This is a genomic window from Thioalkalivibrio sp. ALgr1 (genome assembly GCF_000378285.1).
Classification (GTDB): domain Bacteria; phylum Pseudomonadota; class Gammaproteobacteria; order Ectothiorhodospirales; family Ectothiorhodospiraceae; genus Thioalkalivibrio.
In genome coordinates, this window is sequence record NZ_KB905133.1 from 529,846 (window position 1) to 544,704 (window position 14,859).

Sequence of the window (14,859 nt, forward strand, 5' to 3'; positions counted from 1 at the left end):
GGCATGCGGCTACTGCCCGTACCGCTGCTGGTCGAACGGGACGTAGATCTCCACCGGCACAAACCCGAGGTTCAGGCCGAGCGCCGTCTGCTCCAGGTTCTGGATGCGTCGGTCGATGAAGGCGAGGGTCTGGCGCCGCATCAGGAAGGTATACGGCTGATCCTCCACCAGAATCCGCTCGGCCTCGCGCCAGTGTTCCATGCGCGCGTCCTCGTCCACCTCGCCGCGCGCGGCCTCGATCACGGCATCCAGCTCGGGGTTTTCGTAGTTGATGAAGTTGTCACCACCTGAGACCGTCTGACTGGAGTGGAACATCTGGTAGATATCCACCTCCACGCCGCTGGTCCAGCCCAGGGTAATGGCATCGAAGTCCTGGCGGCTGAGCTTCTCCAGCATCACCGACCACTCGGTCGGCTGCGGCCGCATATGGACCCCTGCGCGCGCGTACAGATCGCGCAGGAACAAGGCGATGCGGCGGGTGTCCTCGTTGTCCTGGAAGTACACGAGGTCGAACGAGAACGGCTCACCCTCCTCGTTGACCAGCACCCCGTCGCGGTTCTTCTCGGAGTAGCCGGCCTCGGCCAGCAGCTCCAGCGCGCGATCGACGTCAAAGGGGATGTGCTCGAGGTCGGGGTTGTGCTGGTCACTGCGCGGGCTGAACGGGCTGATCGCGCGCTCGGCATACCCCAGCATCACCTGCTCGATCAGGCGATCGACATCCGTCAGATAGCTCATCGCCCGGCGCACACGGGGATCGGCAAAGCGGGTCGGCTCGCCATTGCGCTTCTGGTTCCAGCCGATGTAGGAATACCCGGCGGTGGGGCTCATGTACTCATGGGTATCCGCCCGCTCGCGCAGGGCCTCGTCATCACGCAACCGGGCATATTCGCGCGGCCGGGCGCCGTAGACATCGATATCGCGGTTGCGAAAGGTCGTCAGGCGCGCCGAGTCATTCTGGATCACGCGCCAGACGAGCCGGTCGAACGAGGGCTCCACCGGCCCCCAGTAGCGCGGATTGCGCTCCAGTTCGATCCGCCCGGCATCCGGCGTCCAGCCGGTCGGGTCCTCTAGCCGGTAGGGGCCGGAACCCAGCAGGATCCCGCGCGACTCGTTGAAGGTCTCGGGCTCGTCAAGATAGCGCTCGTAGAAATGCTTCGGCAGGACATCCAGGCCACCGGCGACTCGCAGGGCGTCGAAGTACGGTTCCTCGAAGGTAAATACGACGGTGCGCTCGTCCACCGCTTCCACCTTCTCGACCTTCTCCAGAAACGCCCGCGCGCGCGGCACCGCAATTGCATCGGTCATCAGGAAGTTGAAGGTGAACTCCACATCCTCGGCAGTCAGCGGCTCTCCGTCGGAGAACTGCAGGCCCGAGCGCAGCTGGAAGGTCAGCTCCTGACCGGATTCATCGAAGTCCCAGGACGCGGCCAGCAGGCCCTGCCATTCCAGTGTCTCCGGATGGCGTTGCACCAGCGACTCCAGAACGTAGTTCTGGACCTCGGAGGCATAGGCGTCGCTTGAGACGTAGGGCGTGATCGTCGCCAGCCCGGTACCGAAGGCCTGCACCAGCCAGTCGCCCTCCGCGTAATCCTCGCGCCCCGCCACCTCGGCCGCCCGCTCGAATGCCGAGGGCACTTCCGTAACCCGAGGTGCGCGTTCGCCGTCGCCGGTCGCAAAACGTCCCTCGGCCAGATCCGATTCCAGGCTCTGCAGACTGCGGCGGAGAGCGCGCAGGTCGCGCGCCTGCTCGCTCATCATGTTCTGCATGGCGGCCATGCGCTGCCACTGGCGATCCACCTGCACCATGACCAGCAACAGCAGGATGCCCAGCACGATCAGGGTGACAATCCAACCAAAATGACGACTCACAAGGCCTCCGCTCTTGAGTGGCACCGACGTCCGCACTCCCCCAGGGACAACCGATGCAGACCGCACTTCGCGCACTATAGCAATCCCGTCAGCCGGTCTCACCGGCGTTGTCCCATTCTTGCTGGCCCGACCCGCGGCACATCGGTATGATCCCGAGACAGTCGCGTCGGCACTGGGTTCCCGCCCGGTCCGGCCGCCACGGGGCGGTCCTTTTCAAGGGCGCCGGCACGAACCAGATTCAAGGAGATTCACATGGGTTTTCTGAAGGGCAAGCGCGCGCTGATTGTCGGCGTAGCCAGTAACCGCTCCATCGCCTACGGCATTGCGTCGGCCATGCATCGCGAGGGCGCCGAGCTCGCGTTCACCTATCAGAACGAGCGGCTGCGCGACCGTGTGGAGAAGCTGGTCGCCGATTTCGACTCCGACATCCTCGTGCCCTGCAACGTCGAGGACGACCGCGAGATCGAACAGGTCTTCGAGCGCCTGGACGACTACTGGGATGGCGTCGATATCCTGGTGCACTCGGTCGCCTTCGCCCCGAAGGAGCAACTGGACGGCGACTTCCTCGACAACATGACCCGCGACGGCTTCCGCATCGCCCACGACGTCAGCTCCTACAGCCTCGCGGCCCTGGCCAAGGCCGGACGCGGCATGATGAAGGACCGCGACGCCTCCATCCTGACCCTGAGCTACCTCGGCGCCGAACGCTCCATGCCCAACTACAACGTGATGGGCCTGGCCAAGGCCAGCCTCGAGGCCAATGTCCGCTATCTCGCCTACACCCTGGGCCCGGAAACCACGCGCGTGAATGCGATCTCCGCCGGCCCGATCCGCACGCTGGCCGCCTCGGGCATCGGCGAATTCAAGCGCATCCTCGACCACGTCGAGGCGAACGCGCCGCTGCGCCGCAACGTGACCACCGAGCAGGTCGGCAATGCCGGGGCCTTCCTCTGCTCCGACCTGGCCTCCGGCATCACCGGCGAGGTGATGTACGTCGACTCGGGCTACAACACCGTCGGCCTGGGCGCCGCCGAGATCGGACTCGACAAGGACAGTTAAGCTCCCGCCCCGGCCGGCTGGCGGGGTACGCGACCCACGAAAAAGGCCCGGCCCGCTTTCGCGGACCGGGCCTTTTTACGTTCGGCGGTTCCGGTGAACCGCCCGCTGGGCGCGACTAGTCCAGGTTCTCCGGATAACGCTTGATATCCGCCTCGGACTCCAGCCAGGCCAGATAGGCGCGGAACTCGGCGCTGGCATAGGCATTGCGCATCAGCTCGCGGGCCTGCTGGCGCATCGCCTCGTCCGCCTCCTGCTCGTCCAGCCGGACTTCATGCAGGATCGCGACGGCAAAGTCGCCACTCCCCAGCCTCGTGCCGCTGATCTCGACGGCGTCCTCGCCCGGAGCCGACAGGCGGAACAGGTGCTGCTGCAAGCCACCGGGCACGCCGTTATCGCCATCTACCGGCGAATCCCGGCGCACCTCGCGCTCCATCTGCCAGGCGTCGTCGTCCTCGATGGCATCCGCCCAGTCGTCGGCGTCGCGCAGCCGTGCGATCAGCTCCTCACCCGCTTCGCGGGCGGCATCGGCGGCCGCCTCCCGCCGCAGACGCTCGCGGATCTCGTCCTCGACCTCGGCCAGCGGACGGACCTCGGACGGCTCGTGCTCCTCGATGCGCAGCACGATGGTCGAACCATCCTGCAGGTCGATCGCCTCGCTGTTGTGACCATCCTCCAGCACGCGGGGATCGAAGGCCGCATTGCGGATCGAACGGTGCTGAGCGATACCGTCGCCGGAGCCGCGGGTAAACCAGTCGCTGGTCTGGATCTCCAGACGGGTCGCCTCGGCGGCCGGCTCCAGGCTGTCCGGATATTCGGCGGCCTGTCCCATCAGGTCATCCAGGGCGTCGATCTGCATCTGTTCGGCGCTGCGGTCGCGCAGATCGCGTTCAACCTCGTCCCGCACGTCCTCGAACGGTTGCGGGCGGGCCTCCTGAATCGAGGTCACCTCGAGGATGAACCAGCCCCGGTCGGTACGCACCGGGCGGCTGATCAGCCCCTCGGGCAGTGTAAAGATGATGGTCTCGAGCGTGCGATCCAGGTCGCCCCGGGCGATCTCGCCAAGGCTGCCGCCTCGGTCGGCACTGAGGCTGTCCTCGGAATACGCTTCGGCCAGCTCGGAAAAGTCCTCGCCGTCGTCCAGGCGATCGCGCAATTCGTTGATCTTCGCCTCGCCTTCCTCGCCGGTGTCCTGAATCCGGATCTGGCGCACCGCACGCAGCTCCGGTTCTTCGTAGCGGCTGCGGTTCACCTCGTAGTGCTGGCGAATATCGTCCTCGGACACATCCACCGCGTCTTCCAGGGACTCGGGGTCGAGCTGCAGGTAGGCGATGCGCACGCGCTCTTCGGTGGTGAAATCGTCCTGGTTGGCCTCGTAATAGGCCTCGATCGCCTCGTCGTCGACCACGTCCGGCTGGTCGAAGTCATCGACCGGGAAGACGCGCCAGCTGGCCACACGCGTCTGGTTGCGCAAGCGGCTGAAGTCGTCCACCACTGCATCGGCCGGGAAGCCGGTGGCCTGGATGCCACCCTGGAGCTGCGACAGGATGATCGACCGGCCGATGTCGCGCTCGAAGTCCGACGGGCTCAGGCGCTGGGCATTGAGCAACTGGGCATAGCGCTCGCGACTGAACTGGCCACCTTCCTGGAACACCGGCATCCCGCGAATCTCGCGCAAGATGCTGTCCCCTGCGGCCTTGAAGCCCGCCGAATCGGCTGCCTGGCGCAGCAGTTCCTGGCGAATCAGGGTCTCCAGCGCCTGCATGCGGATGCCCTCCTCGTCGAGCAGGTCATCCGGGATCTGGCCACCGAACATGCGGGCCATCTGGTCCCGCTGTGCGCGCGCCTCGTTGTGCACGTCACGCACCTGAATATCGGTCCCGTTGACCTCGGCCGCGACGAGCGGGCCGGAGCCACCGAAATATTCCCCAAGCCCCCAGACAGCAAAGGGGATGGTAATCAGGCCGATAATCACATAGGCGAGCCAGCCGCTCGCCCGGTCGCGAATTGCTTGCAGCATGGTGGTCTCTGCGTGCTCCGGGGTCGCCCCGACGCTTGGTGCCGGGGGTTTCAGAATCAATCAACGATGGTAGCAGGAGCGGCGCCCCAAGTCTGCGGAAACCCGGAGAATCCGTGGTCAGACACGCGCCCGCCCCGACAGCAGGGCATCTACCCGGTCCAAGTCCTCCGGGGTATCGACACCCGGCGGATGCGCCTCGCCGCGACGGCCGACCTGGATCCAGGCACCCATGGCCAGGGCCCGCAGTTGCTCGAGTTGCTCGAGCTGCTCGAGTGCAGCGGGTGGCTCCGCACTCATTCGGCGCAAAAAGCCGGCACGGTAGGCATAGACGCCGAGATGCCGGGTCGCCTGATCCAGCGCCGGGGCACGGCCTTCCCGATGGGCCTCGCGATCCCAGGGGATCGGGGCGCGCGAGAAATACAGGGCGCGTCCCGATGCATCGGTGACCAGCTTCACCTGGTTCGGGTCGGCCAGGTCCTCGGGGCGGCGGATAGGGACTCCGAAGGTTGCCATATCCGCGTCCGGTGTGTCGGCCAGCAGGCGGGCCAGGTCATCCAGCAGCGGCCCCGGGGTCAGCGGCTCGTCACCCTGCAGATTGACCACGATGGACTCGTCGCCCCAGCCCTCGGCGGCCGCCACTGCCGCGATGCGGTCGGTACCGGAGGGCAGATCCGCCTCGGTGGCAAACGCCTCGACCCCGCACTGGCGCGCGACATCGAGGATAAGCTCGTCGTCCGCCGCGACGATCACCCGCGAGGCCCGGCTCTCCTTCGCCCGGGCGATCACATGGGCGATCAGGGGGCGCCCGGCGACGGCTGCCAGCGGCTTGCCCGGCAGCCGGCTGGAGGCCATCCGGGCCGGGATCACGACGTGGAAGGCGGCCACGGAACGCTCAGGCGGCGCGCCAGCGTTCCTTTTCCTCGTCCGACAGCGCGCGGGCCTCGTCCTCCAGCATCACCGGGATCTCGTCGCGGATCGGATAGGCAAGACCGGCGGAGACGGAGATCAGTTCCTGGTTCTCGCGGTCGTACTTGAGCGGGCCCTTGGTCACCGGGCAGACGAGAATATCGAGCAGACGCTTGTCCATGTAATACCCCAATAGTAGTTGCGACGCGGTCAGATCAGCGTCTTCTTGATTCGGGCGACCGTCTCCAGACGGGCCAGCAAAGCCGACTCGAAGGCGGACGGCACGCGGGCCGCAATCGGCCAGTACCAGTGATTCTCCTGCGCGAACGCCCGGCATTTTACGGCATCCTTCTCGGTCATCAGAACCGGCAGCCCGTCACCGAAGCGGATCTGGTGCGGACGAAAGCGGTGATGATCCGGAAACGGGTGGCGGATGATGTCGATATGGGCCGCCTCGAGCATGCGAAAGAAACGCTCCGGGTCGGCGATGCCGGCAATCGCATGGGCATCGCGACGGGCAAAGCGGTGCGGCTTGTAGCCCTCGCCCTGGCCATCCACGCGCTGCAGGCGACTGGACGGCACCAGCTCCATCGCAAACTCGCCGGGGCCAGGCTCGCCACTGGTCACCAGCACAAAGTCCGCCCGCTCCCGTGCGGTCTTCGGCTCGCGCAACGGCCCGGAGGGCAGGCACAGACCGTTGCCCAGCCGGCGCTTGCCGTCGATCATCAGGATGGTAATGTCACGCGGCAGACGGTGATGCTGCATCCCGTCGTCCGCGATCACCACATCCACGCCCTGGTCGGTCAGCGCCTGAGCCCCGCGCACGCGATCGCGGTCGACCTGTACCGGAACCCCGGTGCGCTGTGCGATCAGCAGGGGCTCGTCCCCGACCACCACGGGGTCGGAAAGCGGGGTCACGCGAATCCCTGCGACGTCCCCGCGCCCGCCGTAGCCCCGGCTGACGATCCCCGGCCGATACCCGGCATCCGCCAGCCGTTTCGCCAGCCAGATGGTCATCGGGGTCTTGCCGCTGCCACCCACCGTCAGGTTGCCGACCACGATCACGGCCTTGGCCGGGATCGTGATGCCCCGCCGGGCCTGCTCCAGCCGATGGCGATTCCACTCCACCGCTCCGGCATAGGCCAGCGACAGCGGATACATCGCCGCCGCGAACGGCCCGCGATGACACCACTGATCCCAGATGCGGGCGCCCAGCCACGCCTTGAACCGGCCCATAGCTACCAGTCCCAGACCCGCCGCAGCACGGCATCGAAGTTGGCGTCCACCTGCCGGCGCTCCTCCCAGAAGCGCCGCCGGGCCGCGTCGCCCTGCTGGCGCCGGGCGGCGGGGTCGTCCCACAGTCGCGCCCAGGCCTCCAGCACGGCGGAGACATCCTCCAGCACCGGGCATGGAACCTCGGCGGCCGGTTCCTCTCCCAGACTCACGGCCGCACCCCCCGCCAGTCCCTGCCAGAGGGCCTGACGGTCGGGGGCGGCCAGGTGTATCGCATGCGCGGCGCTGGCCGCTGCCGCAAACCAGCGCCGGTCATCCAGATGCAAGATGGTCCCCGGCGCCAGAGCCGAGCGATCCCAATCCGAGACCCGCAGCCCGGCACCCGGGAGATCGCGCGCGGTCGCCGCCGCCCCACCCCGGCGGCTGGCCAGCAGGATATCGGTCGCCCCCATGCCGGATGCCTCCCAGGCCGCGTGCCATGCCGACCACTGGTCGTCACGTCCATGCCACCACCAAAGCCGCTGCACCTCCCCGCCGACCAGGGCGCGCAGGACCACGTCCGCCTGGGCCTCGACAAAACGCGCCTGGGGGTCGGCGACCGGCAGGACATCGGCCGCCGCACCGTCCGCCCAGCTCGTGGATGTGTTCAGGGGCCAACACTGGTCCACTGGCCGCACAGGTTTCCACGTGGGGGTACGGGTATTGACCGCAACCACCGGGCATTGGGCCTGTGCCAGCAGGCTGCGCGGGGCACCGCCCCCGGCCAGGAGGATGCCGTGGGGCTGGAAGCGATCCAGGACACGGCGCACCACGCGCGGGCGATCGCTGGGCCCATAGCCCACGCCGACCTTCTTGAATGGCTGCATGTGGCGCTCGAACAGCTCGGGGTAGTCCTGCTCGAAGGTCAGCACGATGCGCACGTCCTGACGCTTGTCGCGCACCGCACCCAGCAGCTCGATGCCCAGACGTACATCCTCGGCGGTGCCACCAGCCTTGATCCAGACCAGACGCCCCCGCTCGGCGGGCGGGCTCAGAAAACCGCGGCGCGCCCGCGCCCGCGCTCCGTTGCCCTGGCGATAATCGCGCCAGACGGCACGCCAGACCGGCAGCGGGCGATCACCGTAGCCCGCCGCCTCATCTCCCATGCGCAGCCCCGAAGGCGGCATCTTCGCGTGGCCCCTCAGTCATCGTCGTCGCGTTCACCCAGGGTCGCGATCGAGACCGAGGTAATGCCCAGGCGCCCGACCACGTCGAGCGCGCGCACCACCGACTGATGCGAGGTATTGGCGTCGGCGCGGATCAGCACGGGATCATCCTCGCGCCCCTCGCGCGCCTCGGACAGCACGCGTTCCAGGGTCTCGGCGCGGCGGTTGACCAGCTCCTGGCCGTTGACGAAGTAGTTGCCGTCGGCATCCACCACGATATCCAGCCAGGCCCGCTCGACCACTTCGGCCTCGCGGTCGGCCGAGGGCAAGGTCAGTTCGAGGTCCGCGTGCTGATCGAAGGTGGTCGAGACCATGAAGAAGATCAGCAGCAGAAACACCACATCGATCAGCGGCGTCAGATTGACGCCCGGCTCGTCATGGTGCGGCCTGCGAAAGTTCACGCGGTGACTCCGCCTTCCGGCGTGGCGGCGGTTGCGTCCCGCTCGCCGTGGATCACCTCGACCAGCTTGGTCGCCTCCTGCTCCATCTCCAGCACCAGCTCGTCAATGCGGCCCCGGAAGTAGCGATGGAAGGCCAGTGCCGGGATCGCCACGCCGATGCCGGCGGCGGTGGTGATAAGGGCCTGGGAGATGCCCCCGGCCAGATCACGCGGGCTGCCCACGCCGATCTCGGTGATCACGGTGAAGACCTCGATCATCCCGACCACGGTGCCGAGCAGGCCCAGCAGCGGGGTGATCATCGCGATGGTGCCCAGCGTATTCATGTAGCGCTCGAGTTCGTGGGCCACCCGACGGCCGGCCTCCTCGATGCTCTCCTGGGTGATCTGGCGCGCACGGTCATGGGTGGCAAGACCGGCGGCCAGGATCGCGCCCAGCGGCGAACCCGCGCGCAGGCGCTGGATGTCGTCGAGCTTGAGGCCCTGCGTGCGCATCTGCTCCCACACCGAGGTCAGCAGGCGCGGCGGGACCACGCGCGAGCGGCGCAGCGTCCACAGCCGCTCCAGCACGATGGCCACCGCGAGTACGGAACACAGCAGGATCGGCAGCATCAGCCAGCCGCCCGCCTGTACGATCTCCAGCATTCAGTCTCTCCCTCTTGGCTCGTCGGGCCGGCGCGTCAGTCGCGCCGGAACACGGCCATGGATTCCACATGGGCGGTATGCGGGAACATATCCATGATCCCGGCCCGCTCCAGGCGATAGCCATGATGATGCACCAGGCGCTCGGCGTCACGGGCGAGCGTGGCCGGGTTGCAGGAAACATAGACCATGCGCTCGATGCCCTGCGGCGCCAGCGCCTCGATCGCCGCAGCCGCGCCGGTGCGCGGCGGGTCCAGCAGCACGCGGTCGGCGCGCTCGTGCAGCCATGCGGCGTTCTTCAGGGCCTCCACGTCGTCCAGGTCGGCGCGTTCGTAGCGGGTGTTGGCGATGCCCTGGTCGCGGGCATTGGCGCGCGCCCGTGCCAGCATCGCGTCGTCCACCTCGACGCCAACTACTTCGCCGGCCACCTCGCCACCCAACACGCTGCGCGCCAGCGGCAGAGTGAAGTTGCCCAGCCCGCAGAACAGATCCAGCACCCGCTGGCCCGGATGCAGGTCCAGCGCGGCCAGCGCCTGCGGAACCATCTTGCGGTTGATCCCGGCATGCACCTGGATGAAGTCCGTCGGCATGAACGGGACCGAAACGTCGTAGTCCGGGTGGCGATAGACCAGCGGCTCGATCGGCCCGGCCAGCGGTTCCACCGTGTCCGGGCCGCCGGGCTGCAGATACACCTGAATGCCCTCGGCCTCCGCCCAGGCGGACAGGCGCGCGCTGTCCGCCTCCGACAGCGGATCCAGGTTGCGGAAGATCAGCGCCACGCGCTCGTCATCGTCCACCGCGACCTCGATCTGCGGCAGACGATCGCGTGCCTCCAGACCACCGATCAGCTCCCGCAGGGCCCGGATGCGCTGCCCCACCGCCGGGTGCAGCACCTCGCAGTGGGTCATCTCGGCCAGATACGGGCTGCCGCGCTCGCGAAAGCCGACCAGCACCCCGCCCTTCTTCGGCACGTACTTCGCCCCCAGCCGCGCGGTGCGCCGGTAGCCGAGGGTCGTGTCGGTCAGCGGCTCGAAGCGGGCCTCGGCAGTCACGTGGCCGATACGCTCCAGGGCATCGAACAGGGCCTGCTCCTTGATCGCACGCTGCGTCTCGATCGACGCATGCTGCAGCTTGCAGCCGCCGCACAGGCCGAAGAACTCGCAGGGCGGCTCGACCCGGCCCGGGGCCGGCTCCAGCACCTCGACCACCTCGGCGGAATCGAAACGGCGCTTGCGCCCGGTCTGCACGGCCATCACCCGCTCGCCCTTCAGCGCCCCGTGGATGAAGCAGGCTTTGCCATCACGGCGGATCACGCCCTGACCGTCCAGCGTGACCTCCTCGATGGTGGCCTCGAACGGGGTCTTGTCGATGCGCGCCATCAGTCCGCGCGTCCGGCCGGCTGCCAGGCGTCGAGGAATTCGTGGTGGTGTGCGGTATCGGTGCTACCCAGGTACTCGGCCAGCTGCTGCTGACGGCTGGCCAGCGCGGCGTCGGTCAGGTTGCCGCGCATGTACTCGAAGCGCAGCCAGACCAGATAGGTGTTCAGCACGTCGTGCTCCACGTAGTCGTGGATCTCGGCCTGGCGACCGTCACGCCAGGCCGGCCAGACCTTCGAGCCATCCATGCCCAGCTTGCCGGGGAAGCCCAGCAGGCTAGCCATCATGTCCAAGCTGGTAACCGCGCGGCCCTGAAAGCCCGCGAGCACGTCCATCAGATCCACGTGTCGCCAGTGGAAGCGCGACAGGTAGTTGTTGTAGCGAAACTCGCGGTCGTCGTCGCCCTGCTCCCAGTAGCGCGGGGCCTGCACGCCGTTGACCAGCGCGCGGTAGTGCAGCACCGGCAGGTCGAAGCCACCGCCGTTCCAGCTCACCAGCTGAGGCGTACGCTTGTCGATCACGTCGAAGAACTGGCGCAGGAGATCGGCCTCGCTGGGCGCCTGTCCGTCCTCGCCTTCGCGCCCGAAGGCGGAGAGCTTCAGCGCGTCGCCGCCCTGATAGAGCACGCCGATGGAGACGATGCGGTGCAGCGGGTGCTTGAGGAACTCCGTGCCGGCCTGCGCGCGGCGCAGGGCGAACAGCGCCTCCGCCACCTCGTGATCGCTCAGGCCCTCGAAGTCGTGCAGGCGCCGGGCGCCGTCGATGTCGGGGACGGTCTCGAGGTCGAAGATCAGGACCGGGGCACTCATGACGGAAACACGCCGGTGGAGATGTAGCGGTCGCCGCGGTCACAGATGATCGCGACGAAGGTGCCGCCCTCGGTCGCGGCCGCAAGCTTCAGGGCCGCGGCCACGGAACCCCCGGAGGAGACACCCGCGAAGATGCCCTCCTCGGCGGCCAGCCGGCGCATGGTGTCCTCGGCCTCCTCCTGGGTCACGTCCACGGTCTGGTCCACCCGCGAGGCCTCGAAGATCGTCGGCAGGTACGCCTCCGGCCAGCGCCGGATACCGGGGATCGACGATCCCTCAGTGGGCTGCACGCCGACGATCTGCACACTGGGGTCGCGCTCCTTCAGATAGCGCGACACGCCCATGATGGTGCCGGTGGTCCCCATAGCGGAAACAAAATGGGTCACCGTGCCCTCGGTGTCGCGCCAGATCTCCGGCCCGGTGCCGATGTAGTGGGCCTCGGGGTTGTCCGGGTTGCCGAACTGGTTCAGCACTCGGCCCTTGCCCTCGGCCTCCATGCGGTCGGCCAGATCGCGCGCGCCCTCCATGCTCTCCTCGCGCGAGACCAGCACCAGCTCGGCGCCAAAGGCCTTCATCGAGGCGCGGCGCTCGGCGGACATGTTGTCCGGCATCACCAGGATCATGCGATAGCCCTTCATCGCCGCGACCATCGCCAGCGCGATGCCGGTATTGCCGCTGGTCGCCTCGATCAGGGTATCGCCGGGCTGGATGTCGCCGCGGCGCTCGGCTGCCTGGATCATGTTCAGTGCGGGCCGGTCCTTGACCGAACCGGCGGGATTGTTGCCCTCGAGCTTCACCAGCACGGTGGACGGCAGATCCGCCGCCATGCGCTGCAGGCGCACCAGCGGCGTATTGCCGACAAAATGCTCGAGGGTCGGGAAGGATTCAGGGTGCAGGCGTTTCTTCATGCGCGCAGAGTATAACGACCGGGCCCTGTCCCTGCCCATGCACGCGACGGTCCGGCGTCGGGGCTTCCCATGGAGATTGCTTCGTCGCGGTGCTCCTCGCAATGACGCGAAGGGGGCACCGTCATCGCGAGATTCCGCCGGGGGCGCGGCAACTTCCGTCCGGAACCACCGGAACCGAATTTCGGGCGCCCCGCAAGCGTCAGGTGATTGCTTCGTCGCTTGGCTCCTCGCAATGACACCAAAAGGGCACCGTCATCGCGAGGCGCGCAGTGCCGTGGCGATCGGTGTGATCAGGCCGCCTGCGCAAGCTTATCTCGCAACCTTCCGGCTTCCGGCCTAAGATCCAGTCATGCTCGTACTGCTGGAATACCTCGTCGTCACCTTCCTGGCGGTGTTCGTGATCGTGAACCCGCTGACCACAGCGTTCATCTTCACGGCGATGCTGCCACGCGCCTCCGAGGAGAAACGGCGCGCGATCGCGCTGCGTTCGGTGAAGGTAGCCACCTCCCTGCTGTTCGCCTTCGCCCTGCTGGGCGGGGTGATCTTCCAGTTGTTCGGAATCACCCTGGCCGCGTTTCGCATCGCCGGCGGCATCATCCTGTTCGGCATCGCGATCGGCATGATTCGGCAGAAGGGAGCGACCGAAAAGGAGACCGCCGAAGAGGTGAAGGCCGACAAGGGGCACGTGACCGAGGATATCTCGGTGATCCCGCTGGCGATCCCGTTCATGAGCGGTCCGGGTGCGATCGCCACGGTGATGATCCTGACCAGCGAGGCCCCGACGGTCTATCACACGGGGCTCGTGTTCCTCGGCGTACTGGCCTGCATGGTGGCCTGCTACTACGCGATGATCTATTCGCGCTACATCGTCCAGTACCTGGGCGACACCGGGAAGGACATCCTGACCAAGGTCTTCGGCCTGATCCTGGCGGTACTGGCCGTGCAATTCGTGATCAACGGCATCAGCGACGCCGCAATCGGCTTCATGCTGGACACCGAAATGCTGGACGAAAACGAGGTGGAGGACCCGCGCATCCCGGCCCGTGACCACGATTAGGGCAGCGCGACTGCCCTTCGAGTCAGGCCGTATCGGGCTCGCGGTTGCGCCGGGCGAGATGCAACGGAATCGAGGCCAGCAGCGCGGCCACGAACAAGAACAGACAGAACAGGATCGCATTGGCCAGCCCCAGCCAGGCCTGCAACAGGCCAATCCCGACCAGGCCAAAGATCGCGGCCGCCCGCGCCGACAGCGCCCAGAAGCCAAACCAGCGCCCCGCCTCGCGTACCGGCACCATCATGCCCACCAGAGCGCGCCCGGCCGACTGTGCAGCCCCAAGACACAGCCCGGCAATGATCCCGACCCCGAGAAACACCATCTGCGCCTCGACCGGCTGGCCCAGCAACGCGCTCAGCCACTGCGCAATGGCCGAGGTGCCGAAGATCGCCAGCACCGCCAGCGCCCACAGCGCGAGGGTGATGCGGTAGATACGCACCGGTCCGACGCGGTCCATCAGGAAGCCAAACCCGATCGCCCCAATGATCGCCGTGACCTGGGTGATCACGAACATCGCGATGCGCACCGACTCCTCCCACTGGATCACCTGCGAGCCGTAGATGAAGGTGAAGGAGATGATGATGTAAATCCCGGCCATCATGAAGAAGATGGACACATACAGCGCGCGCAGCTCGCGGCGCTGCCCCAGGGTCACCAGCGCCTCGCGCACGCGGCGCCAGCCAAGCCCCAGTTGCAGCCGTCGGCGCATGCGCCGACGCGTACCACGCTCTTTCAGGAACAGGAAGGTCGGGATCGCGGAGATCAGGAAGAAGGCCGCGGCGAACGGTCCCACCCAGCGGATGCGCTCGAAGTTCTCCTCGCTGACGTCACCCAGCAGACCCAGGGCAAAGGCGGTGGCAATCAGCCCGCCGACATAGCCCATGCCCCAGCCGAGCCCGGAGATCCAGCCAAGCTTCTCCGGCGGCCCGAGACTGGGCAGGAAGCTGGCGATAAAGGACTCTCCAATCGCGTAGCCAAAGTTGGAGGCGATGATCAGCGCCATGCCGAAGACCACCAGCCCCGGCTCGACGAAGTAGAGCATCGCCGTGGCGATCACGGTCAGCATCCAGGAGGCCATCAGGAAGCGCTTGCGCGAGGCCGTGGCATCCATGATCGCACCGGCGAACGGGGCAGCGATCACCACCATCCCGTAGCTGATCGCCAGGGCCAGGCTCCACAGCAGATTGCCCAGCCGGTAGTCCGGCCCGTCACCGACGATGATGCGGGTGAACAGATCGCCGAAGATCACCGTGATGATCAGCAGCGTGTAGGCCTGGTTGGCGAAGTCGAACATCGCCCAGCCAAAGATCTCGCGGCGCGGGGCGGGGGCATCGACGGGGTGACGCCGGATCAGCGGCATAGGGGATCAGCAGTGGTGGACTTG

14 protein-coding genes are annotated in these 14,859 nt (G+C 67.2%); 2 read left to right on the forward strand and 12 right to left on the reverse strand.

Annotated features, from left to right (window positions below; translation table 11 throughout):
• Nucleotides 1-9: 9 nt before the first annotated feature.
• A complete protein-coding gene (locus tag F466_RS0106900) occupies nucleotides 10-1,869 on the reverse strand; it encodes a peptide-binding protein (protein ID WP_018174674.1) in 1,860 nt (619 codons plus the stop codon).
• Nucleotides 1,870-2,121: 252 nt separating this feature from the next.
• Between F466_RS0106900 and F466_RS0106905 the strand changes: the two genes are divergently transcribed.
• A complete protein-coding gene (locus F466_RS0106905; RefSeq protein WP_018138759.1) occupies nucleotides 2,122-2,928 on the forward strand; it encodes an enoyl-ACP reductase in 807 nt (268 codons plus the stop codon).
• A 115-nt stretch (nucleotides 2,929-3,043) separates the two neighbouring features.
• Here the strand turns inward: F466_RS0106905 and F466_RS0106910 are convergent, their stop codons facing one another.
• The 10 genes from F466_RS0106910 to cysM form a co-directional block, all read right to left on the reverse strand.
• The gene (locus tag F466_RS0106910; RefSeq protein ID WP_018993720.1) at nucleotides 3,044-4,945 is read right to left on the reverse strand and encodes a SurA N-terminal domain-containing protein; all 1,902 of its coding nucleotides are present in this window, start codon (nucleotides 4,943-4,945) and stop codon (nucleotides 3,044-3,046) included.
• A 117-nt stretch (nucleotides 4,946-5,062) separates the two neighbouring features.
• The gene (kdsB, locus tag F466_RS0106915; protein WP_018993721.1) at nucleotides 5,063-5,830 is read right to left on the reverse strand and encodes a 3-deoxy-manno-octulosonate cytidylyltransferase; all 768 of its coding nucleotides are present in this window, start codon (nucleotides 5,828-5,830) and stop codon (nucleotides 5,063-5,065) included.
• 7 nt (nucleotides 5,831-5,837) lie between these two features.
• Nucleotides 5,838-6,032, reverse strand: a complete 195-nt coding sequence (locus F466_RS0106920) for a Trm112 family protein (RefSeq protein ID WP_018174671.1) — start codon at nucleotides 6,030-6,032, stop codon at nucleotides 5,838-5,840.
• Between the two features lie 29 nt (nucleotides 6,033-6,061).
• Nucleotides 6,062-7,087: a tetraacyldisaccharide 4'-kinase gene (lpxK, locus tag F466_RS0106925; protein ID WP_018174670.1), complete on the reverse strand. Its 1,026-nt coding sequence runs from the start codon at nucleotides 7,085-7,087 to the stop codon at nucleotides 6,062-6,064.
• A 2-nt stretch (nucleotides 7,088-7,089) separates the two neighbouring features.
• On the reverse strand, nucleotides 7,090-8,229 hold the full coding sequence (locus F466_RS0106930) for a glycosyltransferase N-terminal domain-containing protein (RefSeq protein WP_026296427.1): 1,140 nt from the start codon (nucleotides 8,227-8,229) through the stop codon (nucleotides 7,090-7,092).
• A gap of 35 nt (nucleotides 8,230-8,264) precedes the next feature.
• Nucleotides 8,265-8,690, reverse strand: coding sequence for a biopolymer transporter ExbD (locus tag F466_RS0106935; RefSeq protein WP_018993723.1), 426 nt, complete (start codon nucleotides 8,688-8,690; stop codon nucleotides 8,265-8,267).
• Nucleotides 8,687-9,331: a MotA/TolQ/ExbB proton channel family protein gene (locus F466_RS0106940; protein WP_018138766.1), complete on the reverse strand. Its 645-nt coding sequence runs from the start codon at nucleotides 9,329-9,331 to the stop codon at nucleotides 8,687-8,689. Before F466_RS0106940 ends, F466_RS0106935 begins: the two co-directional genes overlap by 4 nt.
• A 35-nt stretch (nucleotides 9,332-9,366) precedes the next feature.
• Nucleotides 9,367-10,707 carry a 23S rRNA (uracil(1939)-C(5))-methyltransferase RlmD gene (gene rlmD / locus F466_RS0106945; protein WP_018993724.1) on the reverse strand — a complete coding sequence of 447 codons (1,341 nt, stop codon included), beginning with the start codon at nucleotides 10,705-10,707 and terminating at the stop codon, nucleotides 9,367-9,369.
• A complete protein-coding gene (locus F466_RS0106950) occupies nucleotides 10,707-11,513 on the reverse strand; it encodes a 3'-5' exonuclease (RefSeq protein WP_018138768.1) in 807 nt (268 codons plus the stop codon). The genes rlmD and F466_RS0106950 overlap by 1 nt, the downstream gene beginning before the upstream one ends.
• On the reverse strand, nucleotides 11,510-12,421 hold the full coding sequence (gene cysM, locus F466_RS0106955; RefSeq protein WP_018866926.1) for a cysteine synthase CysM: 912 nt from the start codon (nucleotides 12,419-12,421) through the stop codon (nucleotides 11,510-11,512). Before cysM ends, F466_RS0106950 begins: the two co-directional genes overlap by 4 nt.
• Nucleotides 12,422-12,770: 349 nt before the next feature.
• Between cysM and F466_RS0106960 the strand changes: the two genes are divergently transcribed.
• The gene (locus tag F466_RS0106960) at nucleotides 12,771-13,478 is read left to right on the forward strand and encodes a MarC family protein (RefSeq protein WP_018138770.1); all 708 of its coding nucleotides are present in this window, start codon (nucleotides 12,771-12,773) and stop codon (nucleotides 13,476-13,478) included.
• A 22-nt stretch (nucleotides 13,479-13,500) separates the two neighbouring features.
• Here F466_RS0106960 and F466_RS0106965 read toward each other — a convergent pair whose 3' ends face one another.
• Nucleotides 13,501-14,835, reverse strand: coding sequence for an MFS transporter (locus F466_RS0106965; RefSeq protein WP_018993725.1), 1,335 nt, complete (start codon nucleotides 14,833-14,835; stop codon nucleotides 13,501-13,503).
• Nucleotides 14,836-14,859: the final 24 nt, after the last annotated feature.